The organism is uncultured Arthrobacter sp., assembly GCF_947495145.1.
In the GTDB taxonomy this organism is placed as follows: Bacteria; Actinomycetota; Actinomycetes; order Actinomycetales; family Micrococcaceae; genus Arthrobacter_D.
Map to the genome: position 1 here is coordinate 95,687 of NZ_CANLXP010000002.1, position 20,180 is coordinate 115,866.

Annotated in this window: 21 protein-coding genes; 9 read left to right on the forward strand and 12 right to left on the reverse strand. The window is 64.7% G+C overall.

What is annotated here, in order from left to right; all coding sequences use genetic code 11:
* Positions 1–2 precede the first annotated feature (2 nt).
* Positions 3–1,607, reverse strand: a complete 1,605-nt coding sequence (locus Q0877_RS01920; protein WP_299165376.1) for a carboxyl transferase domain-containing protein — start codon at positions 1,605–1,607, stop codon at positions 3–5.
* A 153-nt stretch (positions 1,608–1,760) separates the two neighbouring features.
* Here Q0877_RS01920 and Q0877_RS01925 point away from each other — a divergent pair, with 153 nt between their 5' ends.
* Together Q0877_RS01925 and Q0877_RS01930 are read left to right on the forward strand one after the other, a co-directional pair.
* On the forward strand, positions 1,761–2,375 hold the full coding sequence (locus Q0877_RS01925) for a TetR/AcrR family transcriptional regulator (RefSeq protein ID WP_299165377.1): 615 nt from the start codon (positions 1,761–1,763) through the stop codon (positions 2,373–2,375).
* Between the two features lie 125 nt (positions 2,376–2,500).
* The gene (locus tag Q0877_RS01930) at positions 2,501–2,968 is read left to right on the forward strand and encodes a GNAT family N-acetyltransferase (protein ID WP_299165378.1); all 468 of its coding nucleotides are present in this window, start codon (positions 2,501–2,503) and stop codon (positions 2,966–2,968) included.
* Between the two features lie 6 nt (positions 2,969–2,974).
* On the opposite strand, the gene Q0877_RS01935 is transcribed toward Q0877_RS01930, so the two are convergent.
* The 3 genes from Q0877_RS01935 to pdhA are packed head-to-tail and all read right to left on the reverse strand — an operon-like array spanning position 2,975 to position 6,563.
* Positions 2,975–4,393 carry a dihydrolipoamide acetyltransferase family protein gene (locus Q0877_RS01935; protein WP_299165379.1) on the reverse strand — a complete coding sequence of 473 codons (1,419 nt, stop codon included), beginning with the start codon at positions 4,391–4,393 and terminating at the stop codon, positions 2,975–2,977.
* Between the two features lie 8 nt (positions 4,394–4,401).
* A complete protein-coding gene (locus tag Q0877_RS01940) occupies positions 4,402–5,418 on the reverse strand; it encodes an alpha-ketoacid dehydrogenase subunit beta (protein WP_299165380.1) in 1,017 nt (338 codons plus the stop codon).
* Positions 5,418–6,563 (reverse strand): pyruvate dehydrogenase (acetyl-transferring) E1 component subunit alpha, encoded by a 1,146-nt coding sequence (gene pdhA / locus Q0877_RS01945; protein WP_299165382.1) that lies wholly within the window; start codon positions 6,561–6,563, stop codon positions 5,418–5,420. The genes Q0877_RS01940 and pdhA overlap by 1 nt, the downstream gene beginning before the upstream one ends.
* A 214-nt stretch (positions 6,564–6,777) precedes the next feature.
* Here pdhA and Q0877_RS01950 point away from each other — a divergent pair, with 214 nt between their 5' ends.
* The 3 genes from Q0877_RS01950 (at position 6,778) to Q0877_RS01960 (ending at position 8,512) form a co-directional block, all read left to right on the forward strand.
* Entirely contained in the window at positions 6,778–7,248 is a 471-nt protein-coding gene (locus Q0877_RS01950; RefSeq protein ID WP_299165384.1) for an Lrp/AsnC family transcriptional regulator, read from the forward strand.
* Between the two features lie 97 nt (positions 7,249–7,345).
* Positions 7,346–7,765 carry a DUF4383 domain-containing protein gene (locus Q0877_RS01955; protein ID WP_299165385.1) on the forward strand — a complete coding sequence of 140 codons (420 nt, stop codon included), beginning with the start codon at positions 7,346–7,348 and terminating at the stop codon, positions 7,763–7,765.
* A 246-nt stretch (positions 7,766–8,011) separates the two neighbouring features.
* Positions 8,012–8,512: a hypothetical protein gene (locus Q0877_RS01960; protein ID WP_299165386.1), complete on the forward strand. Its 501-nt coding sequence runs from the start codon at positions 8,012–8,014 to the stop codon at positions 8,510–8,512.
* 100 nt (positions 8,513–8,612) lie between these two features.
* Here the strand turns inward: Q0877_RS01960 and Q0877_RS01965 are convergent, their stop codons facing one another.
* Positions 8,613–10,232, reverse strand: a complete 1,620-nt coding sequence (locus tag Q0877_RS01965) for a cation acetate symporter (protein WP_299165387.1) — start codon at positions 10,230–10,232, stop codon at positions 8,613–8,615.
* On the reverse strand, positions 10,229–10,612 hold the full coding sequence (locus Q0877_RS01970) for a DUF485 domain-containing protein (protein WP_299165389.1): 384 nt from the start codon (positions 10,610–10,612) through the stop codon (positions 10,229–10,231). Before Q0877_RS01970 ends, Q0877_RS01965 begins: the two co-directional genes overlap by 4 nt.
* A gap of 248 nt (positions 10,613–10,860) precedes the next feature.
* Between Q0877_RS01970 and Q0877_RS01975 the strand changes: the two genes are divergently transcribed.
* The 4 genes from Q0877_RS01975 to Q0877_RS01990 all read left to right on the forward strand — a co-directional run bounded on the left by Q0877_RS01975 (position 10,861) and on the right by Q0877_RS01990 (position 14,696).
* On the forward strand, positions 10,861–12,054 hold the full coding sequence (locus tag Q0877_RS01975) for a sensor histidine kinase (RefSeq protein WP_299165390.1): 1,194 nt from the start codon (positions 10,861–10,863) through the stop codon (positions 12,052–12,054).
* Positions 12,055–12,118: 64 nt separating this feature from the next.
* Positions 12,119–12,838, forward strand: a complete 720-nt coding sequence (locus Q0877_RS01980; protein ID WP_299165391.1) for a LytTR family DNA-binding domain-containing protein — start codon at positions 12,119–12,121, stop codon at positions 12,836–12,838.
* Between the two features lie 5 nt (positions 12,839–12,843).
* Positions 12,844–13,224: a hypothetical protein gene (locus Q0877_RS01985; protein WP_299165393.1), complete on the forward strand. Its 381-nt coding sequence runs from the start codon at positions 12,844–12,846 to the stop codon at positions 13,222–13,224.
* 11 nt (positions 13,225–13,235) lie between these two features.
* On the forward strand, positions 13,236–14,696 hold the full coding sequence (locus tag Q0877_RS01990) for a cation acetate symporter (protein ID WP_299165573.1): 1,461 nt from the start codon (positions 13,236–13,238) through the stop codon (positions 14,694–14,696).
* A gap of 25 nt (positions 14,697–14,721) precedes the next feature.
* On the opposite strand, the gene Q0877_RS01995 is transcribed toward Q0877_RS01990, so the two are convergent.
* From Q0877_RS01995 to rpsB, 6 genes are all read right to left on the reverse strand, one after another.
* On the reverse strand, positions 14,722–15,324 hold the full coding sequence (locus Q0877_RS01995; RefSeq protein WP_299165395.1) for a DivIVA domain-containing protein: 603 nt from the start codon (positions 15,322–15,324) through the stop codon (positions 14,722–14,724).
* A 47-nt stretch (positions 15,325–15,371) separates the two neighbouring features.
* On the reverse strand, positions 15,372–16,370 hold the full coding sequence (locus Q0877_RS02000) for a phosphatidate cytidylyltransferase (protein ID WP_299165397.1): 999 nt from the start codon (positions 16,368–16,370) through the stop codon (positions 15,372–15,374).
* The gene (gene frr, locus Q0877_RS02005) at positions 16,370–16,927 is read right to left on the reverse strand and encodes a ribosome recycling factor (RefSeq protein WP_299165398.1); all 558 of its coding nucleotides are present in this window, start codon (positions 16,925–16,927) and stop codon (positions 16,370–16,372) included. Before frr ends, Q0877_RS02000 begins: the two co-directional genes overlap by 1 nt.
* A gap of 105 nt (positions 16,928–17,032) precedes the next feature.
* Complete coding sequence (gene pyrH / locus Q0877_RS02010) at positions 17,033–17,770, reverse strand: UMP kinase (RefSeq protein ID WP_299165399.1); 738 nt, start codon at positions 17,768–17,770, stop codon at positions 17,033–17,035.
* 236 nt (positions 17,771–18,006) lie between these two features.
* Positions 18,007–18,843: a translation elongation factor Ts gene (tsf, locus tag Q0877_RS02015; RefSeq protein WP_299165400.1), complete on the reverse strand. Its 837-nt coding sequence runs from the start codon at positions 18,841–18,843 to the stop codon at positions 18,007–18,009.
* Between the two features lie 115 nt (positions 18,844–18,958).
* Positions 18,959–19,891, reverse strand: coding sequence for a 30S ribosomal protein S2 (rpsB, locus tag Q0877_RS02020; protein WP_299165401.1), 933 nt, complete (start codon positions 19,889–19,891; stop codon positions 18,959–18,961).
* Between the last annotated feature and the right edge of the window lie 289 nt (positions 19,892–20,180).

The window sequence follows — 20,180 nt, forward strand, 5'->3', positions numbered from 1 at the left end:
ACTCACATCCTGAAAAGGCCGAAGGAGGTCTCCGGCAGCGGCGCATTGGCGCAGACATCGAGAGCGAGCCCCAGGACACGGCGGGTGTCCGCCGGATCAATGATCCCGTCGTCCCAAAGCCGTGCGGTGGAGTAGTAGGGACTCCCCTGTGCTTCGTACTGCTCGCGGATGGGAGCCTTGAACGCCTCCTCGTCCTCGGCGCTCCACTGTTCACCGCGCGCCTCAAGCTGGTCCCGCTTCACTGTGCTCAGCACGGAAGATGCCTGGTTGCCGCCCATGACGGAGATGCGGCTGGCCGGCCACATCCACAGGAAACGCGGCGAGTAGGCGCGCCCACACATCGAATAGTTGCCCGCGCCAAAGGAGCCGCCGACGACGACGGTCAGCTTGGGCACGCGGCACGTCGCCACCGCGGTGACCATCTTTGCCCCGTGCTTGGCGATGCCGCCGGCCTCATAGTCGCGGCCGACCATGAAACCCGAGAGGTTTTGCAGGAAGATCAGCGGGATGCCGCGCTGGTCACACAGCTCGATGAAATGGGCGCCCTTCAGGGCAGATTCACCGAAGAGGACGCCGTTGTTCGCAACGATCCCCACCTTGTGGCCGTGCAGCGTCGCAAAGCCCGTCACGAGGGTGGTGCCGTATTCCTTCTTGAACTCGTGGAAACGGCTGCCGTCAACGATCCGCGCGATGATCTCGCGGGCATCGTAAGGCGCGTTGACGTCAACCGGCACGGCGCCGTAAAGGCTTCCCAGCTCCACGGCTGGGTCCTCGGGAGCGCTGGTGCTCCACGCCTGCGCCGGCACGGGCAGCGTGGAAATGATGTCCCGGACGATCTCCAGTGCGTGCTGGTCGTTCTCGGCGAGATGGTCGACGACGCCGGACGTCTTGGCGTGCACGTCGCCGCCGCCGAGTTCCTCCGCAGTGACGATCTCACCGATGGCGGCCTTCACCAGCGGCGGGCCGCCGAGGAAGATGGTGCCCTGGTTCCTGACAATGACTGTCTCGTCGCTCATCGCCGGCACGTAGGCGCCGCCCGCAGTGCAGGAGCCCATGACAGCGGCGATCTGCGGAATCTTGCGTGCCGACATGGTGGCCTGGTTATAGAAGATCCGGCCGAAGTGCTCCCGGTCAGGGAACACCTCGTCCTGTCTGGGCAGGAAGGCTCCGCCGGAATCCACCAGGTACACGCAGGGCAGGTTGTTCTCCAGCGCGATTTCCTGGGCACGGAGGTGCTTTTTGACCGTCATCGGATAGTAGGTGCCGCCCTTGACGGTCGCGTCGTTGGAAATGACGAGGACATGACGGCCGTGCACCAGACCGATGCCCGCGATTACGCCGGCACCGGGGCTCTCGTCGTTATACATCCCGTTGGCCGCCAGTGGAGCGATTTCCAGGAACGGACTACCAGGATCCAGCAAGTGGTCGATGCGATCCCTCGGCAACAGCTTTCCCCGGCTGACGTGACGCTCACGGGAGCGTTCAGGGCCTCCAAGCGCCGTGTGGGCAAGACGGTCGCGGAGTTCGTCCGCAAGCGCCCGCTGACCTGCGTCGTTCTGCCGGAACGCTTCAGCGCTCGGGTCCAGCATCGATGCCAGGGTCTCCATTGACGTCCTTCCGGTCTATGCATGGCGTTACCCGCGCACGACCACTCAGTTAGCGGAAATTAACTCAAATTTAGGTTAGTAGCTATTAACCGAACTGTCCACCAGAATGGAGGCATCCCCTCTGTCGATCCGCTACACCCCTGAAAGGCGGCCATGGAAGCACCAGCTCCTACCCGGATGACCGGCCGCAGCCTGGCCAAGGCGTCCCGGCGCGCGGCGCTCCTTGACTCCGCTGCACAGCTTTTCGCCGAACGCGGGTACAACGGGGTTTCCATCGAGGATCTGGGTGCAGCGGCGGGAGTCAGCGGACCGGCGGTCTACCGGCACTTCAGCGGAAAACCCGCAGTCCTTGCAGCGCTGCTGGCCGGAGTCAGCCAGGACCTGCTCGAGGGCAGCCGCGCCGTGGTGGCCGAATCTCCCGGCCCGGAGCAGGCACTCCGCGGGCTTATCGAATTCCAGGTGGACTTCGCCCTCCGCAATGCCAATGTCATCCGGGTCCAGGACCGGGACCTTAGTTCACTGGCTGACGAGGACCAGGAAACCGTGCGCTCCCTGCAGCGCACCTACGTTGAGGTATGGGTGGATGCCCTTGCCGATCTGGAGCAGGGCGCTGAGAGAACGCACCTGCGCCGCAAAGCCCATGCCGCCTTCGGACTCATCAATTCGACCCCGCACTCCACCCACCGCCGTCGCAGCAGCAAGGACACGGCTGAACTGCGGCAACTGCTCGAGGAGATGGCCTGGGCTGCCCTCAGCGTGGAGACGTAATGGCCCAAGCGACTCGGATCCGCCCGGTCCTAGTACGCTGAGGAATGTTGCACTTCCAGGGCACCCGAATTCCCAGTGCACCCGAACTTCGCAAGTACCCAGCTCCGCCTACCTGAAAGCCTCCAGTGATCACGCTACGCGCCGTTGAACCCTCCGACCTGGACGAGTTCTTCTCCCACCAGCTCGACCCCAGCGCCAACCACATGGCCGCCTTCAGTGCAAAGAACCCCTCGGACCGAGGCGTCTTCGACCACCACTGGCAGAACATCCTGAATGATCCGACCGTCACGGTCCGCACCATCGTTGCTGACGAGACCGTGGTGGGAAGTATTCTGGCCTACCGCGACGGCGACATCCCGGAAATCAGCTACTGGATTGACAAGGCCCGCTGGGGACAGGGAATCACGACGGCGGCAGTCGGCCTCTTCCTTGAAGAGTTCACCGAGCGTCCGCTCCGGGCACGCGCGGTCGCTGACAACACCAACTCGATCCGCATCCTTGAGCGTTACGGCTTCACCGAGGTTGGCGAAACCCAGGGTTTCGCCAACGCACGCGGTGCTGTGGTCCGCGAGCTCGTTCTCGAGCTCCGCTAGTCCCAGCTATACCATCGTCAGGACCATGCCCGGGTCGGACAGGATGGTGCCGATGTCCGCGAGAAACCGTGATCCCTGCTCGCCGTCCACCAGGCGGTGATCGAAGGACAGGCTGAGGGTCATGACCTGCCGCAGCGCAATCTCGTCCTGGTACTCCCACGGCATCTTCCGCACGGAGCCCATGGCCAGGATCGCCGCCTCCCCCGGATTGAGGATCGGCGTTCCCGCGTCGATGCCGAACACTCCAACGTTGGTGATGGAGATTGTTCCACCGGAGAGGTCCGCGGGACTGGTCTTGCCGGCGCGTGCGGTCTCGGTCAAGCCCTTGAGCGCGTCGGCCAGCTCCCGAAGGCCCAGCGCCTGGGCGTCCTTGATATTCGGGACCATCAGACCCCGCGGAGTCGCCGCCGCAATGCCGAGGTTCACGTAATGGTGCTGGACGATCTCCTGGGAAGCGTCATCCCACCGTGAATTCAGGGTCGGGTTCCGGTCCAGTGCGATGCACAACGCCTTGGCCACCAATGCCAATGGAGTGATGCGCACGTCCGCAAACGCCCTGCTCGACTTCAGCCGTGCCAGCAGGTCCATGGATGCGGTCACGTCGATGGTCAGGAACTCGGTGACGTGCGGTGCAGTGAAGGCACTGGCCACCATGGCGGCAGCGGTGTGCTTGCGCACGCCCTTGATCGGTGTGCGTGTTTCCCGCTCCCCTGCAGCAATCGACGCCGGCACCCCGCGATCGGCTCCCTGCTGTCCTGTTCCCGACTGTCCTGTTCCCGACTGGGCGGATTCTTCCTGCGCGGATTTCTGCTGTGCCGCGAGGACATCTTCACGGGTGATCAGCCCCTGTGGACCGGTGCCGTTCACCGCAGGAAGGTCGATGCCGAGATCACGTGCAAGCTTACGTACCGGCGGCGTCGACCGCGGACGCTCCAGGGGTGCCTCCTCCGGAACGGAAGTCTGCGGTGCTTCTGCTGTGACGGCAGCGTCGTCGGCGGTTGAAGCGTCAGCAGGCCTTGCCGGTACTGTCGACGCTGCTCCGCGCCGGGCTCGCCGCGTGGGCCGGCCGGTCTTCTCCACTGCGGCACCGTACCCGACAAGGTTCGGCTCCCGCTTGGCCGGCGGCTCGTCGTCGTCGGCCTTGTCCGCTGACGAGTCCGGGGAATCACCGGAGGGTACGCCGGAACCCGGCACGTCAAAGGAGACGATCGGCGAACCGACCTCCACCACCGTCCCGGGCTGCTCGTGCAGCTTCGCGACAACGCCGGCGTAAGGCGAGGGCAGCTCCACCACAGCTTTGGCTGTTTCCACGTCGGCAATGACCTGGTTCAGCTCCACTGTGTCGCCGACTGCGACATGCCAGACGACGATCTCCGATTCAGTGAGGCCTTCGCCGAGGTCGGGCAGTCGGAATTCCTTGATCACCGGTGACACTATCCTTCCAGTCCGCTGCGTGAGCTAAGGGAGTTGGACCGGCCCAAAACGCGGTCAACTCCGTCGAGTATCCGGTCCAGATCCGGCAGATGATGGAACTCGAGCTTGGAGTAGGGATACGGGATGTCGAATCCCGTCACGCGGACCGGTGCGTGCTCCAGGTGGTAAAAGCAGCGCTCGGTGATGCTGGCAGCGATCTCAGCGCCGAGGCCGCCCGACTGGGCCGCTTCATGCGTGATGACCAGGCGGCCGGTCTTCCGCACAGACTTCTCCACGGTGGCGAAATCGATCGGGGCAAGAGACCGCAGGTCAATCACCTCAACCGAGACGCCGTCGTCGGACGCGGCGATTGCGGCGTCGCGCGCCGTCGGCACCAGCGGCCCGTAGGTGACCAGCGTGACGTCGCTGCCCTCGGTGACCACGCGCGCGTTGTTCATGCTGGTGGCGTTGAGGTCGACGCTCTCGTCCACCTCGCCCTTGACGTGGTAGCGACGCTTCGGTTCGAAGTACAGGACGGGATCGTCGCTCGCGATGGCCTGCTGAATCATCACGAAGGCGTCCTGCGGATTGGAGACACTGATGACGCGCAGGCCCGAGGTATGGGTGAAGTAAGCCTCGGGTGATTCCGAGTGGTGTTCGGGTGAGCCGATACCGCCGCCGAACGGTACCCGGATGGTCAGCGGCACCTTCACATGCCCCTGGGTCCGGTAGTGCAGCTTCGCTACCTGGCACACAATCTGGTCGAATGCCGGGTAGATGAAGCCGTCGAACTGGATTTCGACGACGGGACGGTAGCCGCGGTAGGCCAGGCCGACTGCCGTGCCCATGATGCCGGACTCGGCGAGTGGAGTATCGAGGACGCGGTGAGACCCGAAATCCTTCTGCAGGCCGTCCGTGATGCGGAAGACGCCGCCCAGCTTTCCGATGTCCTCGCCCATGAGGACAACCTTCGGGTCATTTTCCATGGCCCTGCGAAGGCCTGCATTGATGGCTCGGCCGAATGTCATGGTGGACATCAGCGGCTCACCTCCCTGGAGGGGTTGGGTGCAGTGTTGACAGACTCAGCTGAGTCGAAGTACGTCAGGTACTGCTCGTAGGAGTCCTGCTGGCGCTCGAGCCAGGAATTGGGCTCGCTGTAGACGTGCTTGAACACGTCGAGGGCCTGCGGCTCCGGCATGGAGATGCAGCCTTCGCGAAGCCGGGCAGCGACGTCGTCAGCGGTGGCCTTGACTGCGTCGCTCACCTCCGCTGACAGAAGGCCCTGCGCGTCGAGGAGCGCGGCCACGCGTGAGATGGGGTCTTTTGCTGCCCAGTCCTCAAGCTCGTTTGCGTCGCGGTAGCGGGTTGGGTCATCGGCCGTGGTGTGCGGGCCCATCCGGTAGGTCACTGCCTCGATGAAAGTGGGACCGCCGCCGGTCCGGGCGCGATCGAGCGCTTCCCGGGTAACGGCCAGGCAGGCGAGAACGTCATTGCCGTCGACGCGGACGGAGGGAATGCCGAATCCGGGTGCGCGGTGCGCGATCGGTACGTGAGCCTGCAGCCGGACCGGCTCGGAGATGGCCCACTGGTTGTTCTGGCAGAAGAAGATGACGGGAGCCTGATAGCTGGCGGCGAACACCATCGCTTCATTCACATCACCCTGGCTCGTGGCGCCGTCGCCGAAGTAGGTAACCGCAACGGAGTCGGCGCCGTCCGCCAGAACTCCCATGGCATATCCGGTGGCGTGCAGGGTCTGTGCCCCGATGATGACCTGCGGCGGAGCCATGTTGATGGCGTAGGGATCCCAGCCGGCTGAGGCGTTGCCCCGCCAGACGCGCAGAAGGTCCGTGAGGTCAACGCCGCGGCAGTAGGCAACGCCGTTCTCGCGGTAGCTGGAGAATACGAAGTCATCTTCGCGCAGGGCGCGTCCCGAACCGATCTGCGCCGCTTCCTGTCCCAGCAACGGCGGCCAGAGCGCAAGTTCCCCCTGGCGCTGGAGGGCTGTGGCTTCGGCATCGATCCTGCGAATGACCACCATGTCCTCATACAGGGCCTGCAGGGCGGCGCCGTCGACGTCGGAGACCCAGCGGTCATACACGGGGTTACTTCGGCGCTCGCCAGAGGGCGTTATGAGCTGCACGAGCTCATTCTGCGTGGCGTCCGCTTCGTTGTTCAGAGGCACGTTCACTCTTCCTTCTTCTTACCGGCGTCGACGTTCCTGCAACCCGCGAACCGCACCCTCCGGCACAGATCCGAATGGGAACGGCCGCCGAGGGCACCGTTGCCCGAGCTTTAGTGTGACGATACTCACGCAGGCCACACAGCACAACCGATTCCCGGTTCATTGAGCATTGTGCTCTGTTTGGCAGTTTCCGCTCGTGCTACCGTTGCGCACTATGCAGCCCCTTGACGCGACCGACACGCGGCTTCTACTTGCACTGGCCCGCGACTCTCGGCGCACCGTCGTCGCCCTCGCCCAGAAACTGGGCCTTTCGAGGAACACAGTGCAGGCGCGGATGACCCGGTTGGAGAGGAATTCAACCTTTCTGTCCTTCGAACGCCGCATCAATCCCGCCGCGCTCGGGTATCCGCTGACCGCGTTCATCCAGGTGCATGTGGACCAGCGGAAGCTCGGCTCCATCACGGGCCAGTTGGCCGACATTCCCGAGGTGCTGGAAGCGCACGGACTTACTGGGCAGGCGGACATCCTCGTCCGGGTGGTATCGGTCGATGCCGAAGACCTCTTCCGGATCAACGGGAAGATCCTGGCGTGCGACGGCGTCGAACGCTGCGATACCTCCCTCGCCATGCACGAGCTGATCCCCTATCGGATGGAACCCCTGCTGGAGCGGGGATCCGAGGGGTAGCCGGTCCATTTTCCAATGGATCCATCCGGAAAGCCGACGGGTCCGAATGGTGTGCGGAGCTCCACCAGGGAGCGCACATCAATGGAAAGGCATCACCATGAAAACTTCCCCCAACCGGCTACTCGCGACCGTCTTCGGAGCCGTCTACCTGCTCGTCGGAATTCTCGGCTTCTTTGTCACCGCCGGCGTTGACTTCTTCGCGACCGAGGGCAACACGCTGATCGTCTTCGAAGTCAATCCCCTGCACAACATCATCCACCTGGCCATCGGCGCGGCGCTGCTGTTGGGCGGCCTCAACTCGGTGAGCGCCGCCAAGGGCGTCAACACCACGGTGGGTGCGGTGTACCTCCTGGTCGGCATCCTCGGGCTCTTCCTGGTGGGCACCTCGCTGAACATCATCGCCCTCAACGGCGCCGACAACGTCCTGCACCTCGCAAGCGCCGTCCTCCTGCTCGGCGTCGGCCTGTCGCAGGACAAGCAGGTGCGCACCGCCAACACCCACGCGCACACCGCGTAACTACGGGTCATCACAGGTCATACGGGTTATCACGGAGATCACCGAGATGAACAGTGCTGCGGCCGAGGAGCGGACACTACCCGCTCCTCGGCCGCGCGCCGGCGCAGGGCAGGGCAGGGCACCACGGATGAACTGCTCCGCCTGCTTACCGCCTTCACTGCCCTTGGCTCCGGCCTCACCTTCTTTGCCCTCGCATCTGACGCCCTGCTGGTTTCGGGCGCCTCTTCCGGCGGCATCCTGAACGGTGTGCTGGGAGCCATCGTCGCATTGTGGGCGGCAGCACTGGTTTCGTGGGGCATCCTGGCTCTGCGGGGGCCGGGCCGGAACCGCGGAATTGCGCTGCTGGCAGTAGCGGTGCCCGCCGCTCTTCCCAGTGCTGCCGCCGTCGTGCTGGGGGCCCTTGCCTGGGGCGCACTGCTGGCGCCGGCCGGGAGCCGGAACTTCAACCTCACGCTTGCGTCCGCGCTGGCGCTCGTACTCCTGCAGCTCGGGTGTCACGGTGCCCTGCGCCGGCGGGCGGGCATGCAGCGCGGCACAGGTTCCGGCACGCAGGCATCTCCCGGCAGGCTCCTCGCCGGACTGTTCTTCTCTGCCGTGCTGGTTGCGGGGATTACGACGCCGGGACTCGCCGCCTCAACGGCCGGCGACAATGCCGTGCCTCACGGGGAGCATGGTTCGGTGCCCGCTCCGGCTCCCGCTCCGACTCCGGCTCAGCTTCCCTCCCCGGAGGAGCATCCCGGCCACTGAAAAGGCAAGACACCGGATACGCGAGTTTCACCGAACACGACAGAAGGGACCGGAATCGACAGGATTCCGGTCCCTTCTGGCTGAGACTTCGGTGCTGAACTTAGTGGTTGGTTGCCTTTTCGGCACCGACACCGGTCAGCGAACGGACCTCCATCTCCGCCTGCTTCTGCGCATCCTCCGTCCGCTTGGCGAGCACGGTGCCGAGCCAGCCAAGGAAGAACGCCAGCGGAATCGAGACGATCCCGGGGTTGCTGAGCGGGAACCAGGAGAAGTCAGCCGTCTGGATCATCGACTTCTCTGCGCCGGAGACAACCGGTGAGAACGCAATCAGGATGATCGCGGTCAGCAGGCCGCCGTACATGCTCCACAGCGCGCCCTGGGTGTTGAACTTCTTCCAGAACAGCGAGTAGATGATGGTCGGCAGGTTGGCACTCGCTGCAACCGCGAAGGCGAGCGCAACAAGGAACGCGACGTTCTGTCCCTGTGCGCCGATGCCGCCGACAATCGAAAGCACACCGATAACGACGACGGTGCGGCGCGCCACCTTCACCTCACCGTCCGGATCCACCTTGCCCCGGCGAACAACGTTCGCGTAAATGTCATGGGCGAAGGAAGCAGCGGCTGTGATGGTGAGTCCCGCAACCACCGCGAGGATGGTGGCGAAGGCCACGGCCGAGATGATTCCCAGCAGCAGCGGTCCGCCAAGCTCGAAGGCCAGCAGCGGAGCCGCCGAGTTCACGCCGCCCGGAGCTGCACTGATGCGGTCTGCGCCGATGAGCGCGCCGGCACCGTAGCCGAGCACCAGGGTGAACAGGTAGAACGCTCCGATGAGCCAGATGGCCCACACCACTGAACGGCGGGCTTCCTTGGCTGTGGGCACGGTGTAGAAGCGCATGAGAACGTGCGGCAGGGCTGCGGTTCCCAGCACGAGCGCGAGTGCCAGTGACACGAAGTCCAGGCGGGTGGTGCCGGTTGCACCGTACTGCAGGCCAGGCCCGGTGATGGCGGGGTTGCCGGAGGTTTCAATCGCTGCGCCGAGCAGGGTCGAGAGGTTGAAGTCGTGCAGGGCAAGTACCCAGACAGTCATCACGAAGGCACCGGCGATGAGCAGGCAGGCCTTGATGATCTGGACCCAGGTCGTGCCCTTCATACCGCCCACCAGTACGTACAGGATCATCAGCCCGCCTACCACGGTGATGACAAGGGATTGCCCAAGCCTGTCGTCAATGCCGAGGAGCAGCGACACCAGCGCGCCGGCGCCGGCCATCTGCGCGAGGAGGTAGAAGAAGCAGACGGCGAGCGTCGTGATTGCCGCCGCGATGCGAACCGGTCGTTGCTGCAGCCGGAAGGACAGCACGTCGGCCATGGTGAACTTGCCGGTGTTGCGGAGCAGTTCCGCCACCAGGAGCAGTGCCACCAGCCAGGCAACCAGGAAGCCGATCGAATACAAAAAGCCGTCGTACCCGTTGATGGCGATGGCGCCCACGATGCCCAGGAAGGACGCGGCGGACAGATAGTCACCGGCAATCGCCGTACCGTTCTGCGGACCGGTGAAGGATCGGCCGGCTGCGTAGTAGTCGGCGGCCGTCTTGTTGTTGCGGCTGGCGCGGAGCACGATCACCAGCGTGATCGCCACGAACAGGCCGAAGATGGTCATGTTCAGCCACGGTTCGCCCACCGTCGTCGTTTCAACGGTCTGCAGCGGCAGGTACTGCGTCATTTGGTTCCTCCCTCAGGAGCATTGAAGACCTCAGGGGCGGCGCCTTCGAGGTCGTTGCGCAGTTCCTCGGCGATGGGGTCGAGTTTCTTGTTGGCGTAGCTGACGTACCACATGGTGATGCCGAAGGTACTGACGAACTGCAGCAGACCGAGGAGCAGGCCGATGTTGACGTTCCCCCACACCGGCGTGGACATGAACTCGTGCGCGTAATCGGCAAGCAGGACGTACAGGAAGTACCAGAGCAGAAATACTGCCGCCATGGGAAAGACGAAGCTGCGGTGGCGCTTCCTCAGCTCCTGGAACTGCGGTCTCTGTTGAACTTCCGTGAAGTCCACGGACGCCGACGGCGGTGCGTCGGGTGTGGATGGGTCGGGACCCATGAATTCCTCCTCCTTTGGGGGTCTCCCACGCAGGTCAGCACCGCGCTGGGCGGCGAGAACGAGGGAGTGTGACTCCCATCACTGTCTGCTACCCCGCATGCCTCTGCCAAGCACTTGGCAGAGCACGTCGCTCAACGGCCATCGGCATGCGATGAACGGCACCGAACTGCGCCGAACGGTTCGGTGCCGGATCAAGGCCTGATCAGCGCCCGGTCAGAAACAGCAGTTTTCGCAGCTACTCTTGACCAATGCTCAGCCCGGCCGTCGACGTAGCGCTGGTCGCCGCCGTCGTGATCATCACGCTGGCGGTGGTGGCGGTACTGGGATTCAAGTTCTCGCGCTCCTACCGCGACCTCGGTTCCGACGCCGACCGCGCCACCTACGCCACCCTGCACACGGTCGCCCTGGCTTCCGAACACCTGCGAACCGGTCTGACGCCCAGCGGCGCCTCGAAGGCCGCGCGGCACCTGCGGGGCCTGCTGCGGTGCCAGGCGCTGCTGGTGACCGACGCGAACGGCGTCCTCGCGTGGGACGGTACGTCGGCCCAGCCCGCGGATGTCATGCTGCTTGCGCAGGAGGTTCTTGCCAGCGGGCGCACCCAAATCTTCCGGCAATCACGGCTCGGAGCCATGACCGGGCAGGACGGCGGCCCGGCTGAGGCCGTTCTTGCACCGATCCGGGTGAACAACCGGGTGGTCGGTACGGTGGGGGCGTTCGCGCTCTCGGTCAACGCGGGGCTGGTCCGTGCAACGAACGAGGTTGGCACGTGGGTCGCCACCCAGGTCGAGCTGGCCGAACTCGACTCCTCGCGGACCCAGCTGATGGAGGCGGAGGTCCGCGCCCTGCGGGCGCAGATCAGCCCGCACTTCATCTACAACTCACTCAACGCCATTGCATCCTTCATCAACACCGATCCAGCGCGGGCTCGCGAACTGGTGGTCGAGTTCGCCGACTTCACCCGCTACTCGTTCCGGCGCCACGGCGACTTCACCACCGTGGCTGAGGAGCTCAGGTCCATTGACCGCTACCTGCTGCTTGAACGGGCACGGTTCGGCGACCGGTTGAGGGTCAGCCTGCAGATCGGGCCGGAAGTACTCAGTACCGTGATCCCCTTCCTCAGCCTGCAGCCGCTGGTGGAGAACGCAGTCCGCCATGGATTGGACTCCACGGACGGGACCGGCAATATCACCATCACAGCGCACGACGCCGGCGCTTACGCCGAAGTCACGATCGAGGACGACGGCGTGGGCATGGAACCCGATCGGCTGCGCGCAGTGCTTGCCGGGCATCTGGACGGGGTGCACGTCGGATTACGGAATGTGGACTCCCGGCTCCGGCAGGTCTACGGCGACGCCCACGGGCTCATCATCGACACCGCGCCGGGGGCAGGAACCCTGATCACCCTGCGCATTCCGAAATCCCAGCCCGACCATCACATCTGACCCGCTGAGCCGTGCCGTGGCCGAGGAAGCGGGTCCGGGGCCCTTCAGCACGTAATCTGGGAGCATGGTCAACGTGGTCATCGTCGACGATGAACTTCCCGCACTCGCCGAGCTCGGCTTCCTGCTGTCCAGGGACGCCCGCATCGACACCATCCACAAGGCATCCAGCGGCGCCGAAGCGCTTCGAATCCTGCAGAGCCACCCGGTCGACGCCCTATTCCTCGACATTCACATGCCTTCCCTCTCCGGGCTGGACATCGCGCGGGTGATTTCACGCTTCAGCCGGCCTCCCGCCGTCGTCTTCGTCACCGCGGACGAGGACCGGGCGTTGGAAGCCTTCGAGCTGCGCGCCGTGGACTACCTGCTCAAGCCTGTGCGCACGGAGCGGCTGACCGAGTCGGTCCGCCGCATCTGCGAACTGATGGAGGACGGCGCCACCACACCGGAAGTAATCACGGTGGATCAGGGCGGCATCAGCAAAATGATCCGGCGCGATGAGATCCGTTATGTGCAGGCCCAGGGCGACTACGCCCGGCTGCATACCGCTGAGGCGAGCTACCTCATCCGGATTCCCCTGAACGACCTCGAACGGCAGTGGGCCGACGCCGGTTTCCTGCGCACACACCGTTCCTACCTCGTGGCGATGGAACAGGTCACCCAGGTCAAGCTTGCCACCGGCAGGGCAAGCGTCCTCGTGGGCGACGCGGAGCTGCCCGTGAGCAGGCGCCACCTGTCCCAGATCCGCGGCAAACTCGAGGCCACACGCCTCCGGCCGGGGCAATAGCGCCAGTGACAGAGCCCGAAGGACGCCCTGCCCGGGTGCGCGTGACCGCGCCGCAGTTCCCTACCGGCCCGGCTGCGAGCTATCCCGTCGCGAGGGAAATGGCTGAACAGTCCGACGTCGGTGAACTGTTTGTGCGCTCGCTTATCCGGTCCCAGCTGCGGCTGGCCGTCGTGGTTGCCTCCGGATTCCTGGTGATCCTCGTGGGCATCCCGGTCCTGCTCAGTATCTTCCCGGCCGTCAACACGTGGACCATCGCGACCGTCCCGGTCCCCTGGCTCCTCCTCGGCCTCGCCATCTACCCGCTGGTGATCGGGTGTGCCGTGCTCTATGTGCGCAGCGCCGGCCGCATCGAACAGCGCTTCCGCGACCTGGTGGACGAGCAGTGACCTTCCCGGAGCTGAACCCCGTGGTCGGGTATGTATCGCTCGTTCTGGTCGCTGTCTCAACGGTCATGATCGGTATCTACGGGCTCCGAATTTCGCGGACCACGGGCGACTTCTACGTGGCTTCCCGTACCGTCCGGCCCTGGTGGAACGCCTCTGCCATCGGCGGCGAATACCTCTCGGCAGCCAGCTTCCTCGGTGTTGCAGGGCTGATCCTGCTTTCCGGGGTGGATGCGCTCTGGTTCCCTATCGGCTATACCGCCGGCTACCTGATGCTCCTGCTGTTCGTGGCCGCTCCCCTGCGCCGGTCCGGCGCCTACACAATTCCCGATTTTGCCGAAGCCCGGCTCGAGTCGCGCAACGTCCGGCGGGTCACGAGCCTGCTTGTGATCGCGGTCGGCTGGTTCTACATCGTGCCGCAGCTGCACGGCGCAGCGCTCACGGTGCGCATCACCACCGGCCTGCCGTCCTGGGTCGGCCCGGTTGCCGTCGTCGTCGTTGTGTGTCTCAGCGTCATCACCGGCGGGATGCGCTCCATCACCTTCGTCCAGGCGTTCCAGTACTGGCTGAAGCTGACCGCTCTGGCAGTGCCCATCATCTTCATCCTGATTCAGCTGACCGGCTCGGGCGAGTCACTGACGGACGACGGCGCCGTGTTCCGGTCCGAGCTCAACTCCACGGTGGAGGCCTCGCTGTACCAGAACATCTCCCTGGTCATCGCGTTGCTCTTCGGGACCCTCGGTTTGCCGCACGTGCTGGTGCGCTTCTACACGAACCCGGACGGCGCTTCGGCCCGCCGCACCACCCTCCTGGTGCTGGGCCTTTTGTCCGTGTTCTACCTGTTTCCCACGCTGTACGGGCTGCTCGGACGGATCCACACTCCCGACCTCGCCGCGCAGGGCTCAGCGGATGCCACCGTGCTGCTGCTGCCGAGCCGCATCTTCGACGGCGTGGGCGGCGACATACTCTCGGCGTTCGTCACAGCCGGAGCGTTCGCGGCCTTCCTCTCGACCTCCAGCGGCCTCGTGGTCTCGCTGGCGGGTGTGGTGAGCCAGGACTTCTTCGGTGCCAGCGTGTCGGGCTTCCGGTGGGCCGCGATTGTCTCGGCGCTTATTCCGCTCGGGTTTGCCCTGCTGACGGACACCCTTGCCCTGGCCGGCAGCGTGAGCATGGTCTTTGCTTTCACGGCTTCCACCGTCTGCCCGCTGCTGGTGCTTGGCATCTGGTGGCGAGGACTCACCGATACCGGGGCGATAGCGGGCATGGTCACGGGCGCGGCCCTGTGCGGCGGCTCGATACTGCTGGCCGCGGCGCTCGGCATCGAACGGGCGCCCGAGTGGCTCCGGCTGCCGGCGCTGTGGACGGTGCCGGCGGCGTTCGCAGTCACCGTCATCGTGTCGCGGCTGACCGTCCGGCGAAGGCCGAAGAACGTTTCGAGGGTGCTCGCACGCCTGCACACACCTGAGGCTGCCTGAAGCCGCCGTTGAACGGTGTCCGAAACTAGTCGATTGCCGCCATGAGTTCAACCACGCGGTCCAGGAACGCGTCCACCTGGGTTTCCTCGTAACCGTCCTGGCCGACGGCCTCCCGGAAGACCGCCCGCCGGACCACGTCCACGCTGAGGGGCATGTCGTTCTCGAAGTAGCCGAGAAGCGCGTCGCAGAGGGCGTCCACCTCGTCGATGTCGTAGCTGATGGCGTTCTTCCGCGAGGGGCGCCGGAACCTCTCACCCGGCGGCCGGTGCAGCCTGCCCCGAAGGACGGCGGAAGTGCGTCCGATCCGCATGAGCCAGGCCTGCTCGCCGTTGGATTCGATCAGCGTGTCCCGCTCCCGTTGCGCGAAGACGTCCTCCAGCCGGTCCAGTGCTGCGTCAACCGCGCGGGGTTCGTAACCTCCCCGTGCAGGATCGAAGGCGGTGGTACGTACGTCGGAACTGGTGACCGGTTCACCGTCGGTGCCGTCGGAGTTGTAGAAGGTGCGCGCCCGGGTCAGGAACTTGTCCACCTGCCGTGCGTTGTAGCCATATTCGCGCCGGGCGACACGGGCAAACGGCGAACTACCGTTGCGTGCTCCATCCATGATTGTGCGGTTCTCTTTCTTCATCACGACTTCTGTCATCACGACGCCGACACGACGACGGACCAGCGTTTCTACAGGACTCCGGGTACCAATGTAACTGACAGCAGGAAGGCAACCGGCGAGGCGAAAACAATCGAGTCGAGCCGGTCCATCACGCCGCCGTGCCCGGGAAGGAGACTGCTCATGTCCTTGACGCCGAGCTCCCGCTTGATCATCGACTCGGCGAGGTCACCGGCTGTGGCAGCGGCAACGACGGCAACCGCCAGGCAGATTCCCACCCACCAGGGCCGGTCGAGCAGGAACACCACAGCAAGAACGCCGACAATCATCGCTCCGCCGATCGACCCGCCAAAGCCTTCCCAGGACTTCTTCGGGCTGATGCGGGGTGCCATGGCGTGCTTTCCGAAGAATGCGCCGACCAGATAGCCGAATGTGTCATTGGCCACCACGAGCAGCAGCAGCGTGGCGACCTTGATCGGACCGGAGGGCTCCTGGAGCAGCAGCATCGCGAAGCTGAGCAGGAACGGCACCCAGAGGAGAACGAATGTGCCCGCCATGATGCTGCGCGCGGCGTCGGGCGCCGGGTCGAGACTGCGCCAGAGCGCCAGAGCTGTCACCGAGACGACAGTGGCGAACGCCAGCGCTTCGGGACCACCCAGGTAGGCAGCGAAGGGCAGCGCCACTCCCGCAGCTACCGCCGGTACGGTGGGCACCTTGATTTGCCGCACCTCAAGCGCCCTGCCCACTTCCCAGACCCCGACGACGCCGATCGCGGTGGTCAGCGCGACAAACCCGAGCGGCAGGAACAGCATTCCCACCAGCAGCGCCACGAGCAGCGTAAGTCCGACCGCGATAGCTGCCGGAAGGTTCCGCCCGGCACGCGACGGCTCCCCGGACTTCGCCCGCAGCGGACGGCGTGAAAACAGACCGCGCGTGCGCTGGCTTGCAGCATCGCGTAGTGCTCGCCGGCCGGACGGCGCACCGGCGGCCGGCGGACCGGCCGCCGCCTGGTGTGCAGCGTCAGCGGCAGGCGTGCGGCCAGCCTCTGTGGAAGGCTGGGAGTCGCTCATCAGACCTCGAGCAGCTCGGTTTCCTTGCGCTTGAGCATGTCGTCGATGGTGTCGGTGTGGGACTTCGTCCTGGCATCGAGGTCTTTCTCGGCGCGTGCGCCCTCGTCTTCACCGGCGTCGCCGTCCTTGACCGCCTTATCGATGCCGTCCTTCGCCTTGCGGCGAATGTTCCGGATCTGGATCTTGGCGTCTTCAGCCTTGCCGCGCACCACCTTGACGTACTCCTTGCGCCGTTCCTGCGTCAGCTCGGGGAGCACAACGCGGATGACATTGCCGTCGTTGGACGGGTTGGCCCCGAGATCGGAATCGCGGAGCGCCTTCTCGATCTCGCTGAGTGCCGAGCGGTCGAACGGCGTGATGAGCAGCGTCCGTGCTTCAGGATTCTGGAAGGACGCCAGCTGCTGCAGCGGGGTGGGCGAGCCGTAGTAGTTGACAATGACCTTCGCGAACAGCGAGGGGTTGGCACGGCCGGTGCGTATGGTCGCGAAGTCTTCCTTCGCGGCCTCGACTGCCTTGTCCATCCGGTCGGTGGCCTCTGACATGGTCTCTTCGATCACGATTTCTCCTTTGGTTCGAAATCCGCTGTTCCAAGCGTCCGATTCAGTTGATAATCCTAGTTCACAGCCGGGCGCCCGCTGGGACCACCAGCTGCTGCGCGGCGCTCAGGCTGTAACGATGGTGCCGATCCGCTCGCCCATGATCGCGCTGGTGACGTTGCCTTCGCCCTCCATACCGAAGACCACCATGGAGAGGTTGTTGTCCTTGCACATGGTCATGGCTGTCTGGTCCATCACGCGGATGTCCTGCCGCAGCGCATCATCGTAGGAAAGGGACTCCAGCTTCTTCGCGGTGGGGTCCTTGCGCGGATCTGCCGTATAGACGCCGTCGACTCCGCTCTTGGCCATCAGAACGACGTCGGCACGCACTTCCAGCGCACGCTGGGCAGCGACCGTGTCGGTAGAGAAATAGGGCAGGCCTGCACCGGCGCCGAAGATCACTACCCTGCTCTTTTCCAGGTGCCGGATGGCGCGCCGCGGGATGTAGGCTTCCGCGACCTGGCCCATGGTGATCGCGCTTTGCACACGGGTTTCGACTCCGGCCTGCTCGAGGAAATCCTGCAGCGCCAGGCAGTTCATAACCGTGCCGAGCATGCCCATGTAATCTGCCCGTGAGCGGTCCATTCCGCTCTGCGACAGCTCGGCGCCGCGGAAGAAGTTGCCGCCGCCCACCACAATGGCGACTTCGACTTCACCGATGGTCGCGGCGATCTGCTTCGCGATGCCGCGGACCATGTCGGGGTCCACGCCGAGCTTTCCGCCGCCGAAGACCTCTCCGGAGAGCTTCAACAGCACGCGCCGTCTCGGGGATCCGCTGTGGCCAGCGTTGTCGTAGTTCTCCATGGGTGCCTCCCGGGCTGTCGTGCGTGCGTGTCTGGGTTTCATGTCTGGGGCTTGTGCTGGGGTCAACGGTCAGCAGTTGTCTGGAACCTAACAGTGCAACCGGTGGTGGATCTGGACAAGTCTTGCAGGTTTTCCGGCTGCTGCCCTGCGCCGGACATGGCGGAGGGGCGGCCGCCTCGGCGACCGCCCCTCCATCATCTCAAAGAACCAGTTCCCCCGTGAGGGTCAGTTACCGGTCAGGAGCCTACCCGGAAGCGCGCGAACTGCTTGGGCTCGACGCCGGCTTCCTTCAGAACCTGGGCAACGGACTTCTTCGCGTCCTTGGCGAACGCCTGGTCAACCAGGACGCCCTCCTTGAAGAAGCCGGTCAGGCGGCCCTCGACGATCTTGGTGAGCGCTGCTTCGGGCTTGCCCTCGGCGCGCGCCGTCTCGTCAGCGATGCGTCGTTCGGTCTCGACGAGCTCGGCGGGCACGTCCTCACGGGTGAGGTACGTCGGCGAGTAGGCAGCGATGTGGACGGCAACGTCGTGTGCAGCCTCAACTGCTCCGTCTCCGCTACCTTCAACGGCGAAGAGCACGCCTACCTGTGCGGGGAGGTCCTTGGACGTCTTGTGCAGGTAGGCGTCAACAATTGCGCCTTCAACGCGTGCCACGCGGCGGATGTCCACCTTCTCGCCGAGCAGTGCGCCGGCTTCGATGACGTGCTCCGAGACAGCCTTGCCGTCAACCGTGTGGGCCAGCAGCGCCTCAACGTCAGACGCACCGGATTCGATGGCAGCGGCGAGCACCTTGTTGGAGAATTCGATGAACGGGCCGGCCTTGGCAACGAAGTCGGTTTCGCAGTTGACCTCGACCATGACGCCGACGTTGCCCTCGACCCTGGCGGCCACGAGGCCTTCAGCGGTTGAACGGCCTTCGCGCTTGGTGGCGCCCTTCAGACCCTTGATGCGGATGAGCTCCATAGCCTTGTCGGCATCGCCGTTGGCCTCGTCGAGAGCCTTCTTCACGTCCATCATTCCGGCGCCGGTCCGCTCGCGGAGAGCCTTGATGTCAGCGGCAGTGTAGTTTGCCATTTGAACTCCTCAGATGTGGTTTTTCGTCAAGCTTTTGAGTGAAAGTTCTCCGGACTCCAGGCCCGGCACAAGCGAAAGGGTGCGGGCTTTGACCTCCCGCACCCTGTCGCTGAAACTACTTGCTCTCGCCGTTCGCAGCTTCCTCAGCAGGAGCTTCTTCGGCGGCGGGGGCCTCGGCAGCTGCAGCTTCCTCGGCAGGAGCTTCGGCCGCGGGTGCTTCTGCGGCGGGAGCCTCCTCGGCGGGTGCTTCGGCAGCGGGAGCTTCGGCAGCAGGTGCGGCGCTACCCTCAAGCAGCTCACGCTCCCACTCAGCCAGCGGCTCTTCGGCTGCTGCGGCGTCATTACCGGAGGCGCGGTTGTTGCGGGCGATGAGGCCTTCGGCAACTGCGTCAGCGACAACGCGGGTCAGCAGGTTGACTGCGCGGATGGCGTCGTCGTTGCCCGGAATCGGGAAGTCGACCTCATCGGGATCGCAGTTGGTGTCGAGGATGGCGACGACCGGGATGTTGAGCTTCTTGGCCTCGTCGATTGCGAGGTGCTCCTTCTTGGTGTCGACAACCCACACGATGGACGGAGCCTTGGTGAGGTTGCGGATACCGCCAAGGTTGCTCTCAAGCTTGGTCAGCTCGCGCTGCAGCAGGAGGAGTTCCTTCTTGGTGTGGCCTGAGCCGGCGACGTCCTCGAAGTTGATTTCCTCAAGTTCCTTCATGCGCTGGATGCGCTTGGAAACGGTCTGGAAGTTCGTGAGCATGCCGCCGAGCCAGCGCTGGTTGACGTACGGCTGGCCGACGCGGGTGGCCTGCTCTGCAATTGCTTCCTGTGCCTGCTTCTTGGTACCGACGAAAAGTACGGTTCCGCCGTGGGCGACAGTTGCCTTGATGAACTCGTAGGCGCGGTCGATGTAGGACAGCGACTGCTGGAGATCGATGATGTAGATCCCGTTGCGCTCGGTGAAGATAAAGCGCTTCATCTTCGGGTTCCAGCGACGGGTCTGGTGGCCGAAGTGGACGCCGCTGTCGAGCAGCTGGCGCATGGTAACGACGGGCATGTCGTTCCTTTCGTAGGGCAGCACAGGCGATGCTGTGATCTGCCGGTTTGACGGTTGATATCCCGCGGACAATGCGGGGGTCCTGGTGCCCGTCAGTTGATCAACTCACCCCTCCAACCGGATTCCTCCGGACCGCTGGAGCAGTGTTCCCAGGCATCCGCTCCCGGTGAGCATTCATCGGGAAGGTGCCTGAAAATCAGGGACACGCGTAGTCAGTTCCTGACACCCGGCGAACCATGGACAAGCTTTATGGCACGACGGCATACGGGAAACTGCTCCACCAAGTGTA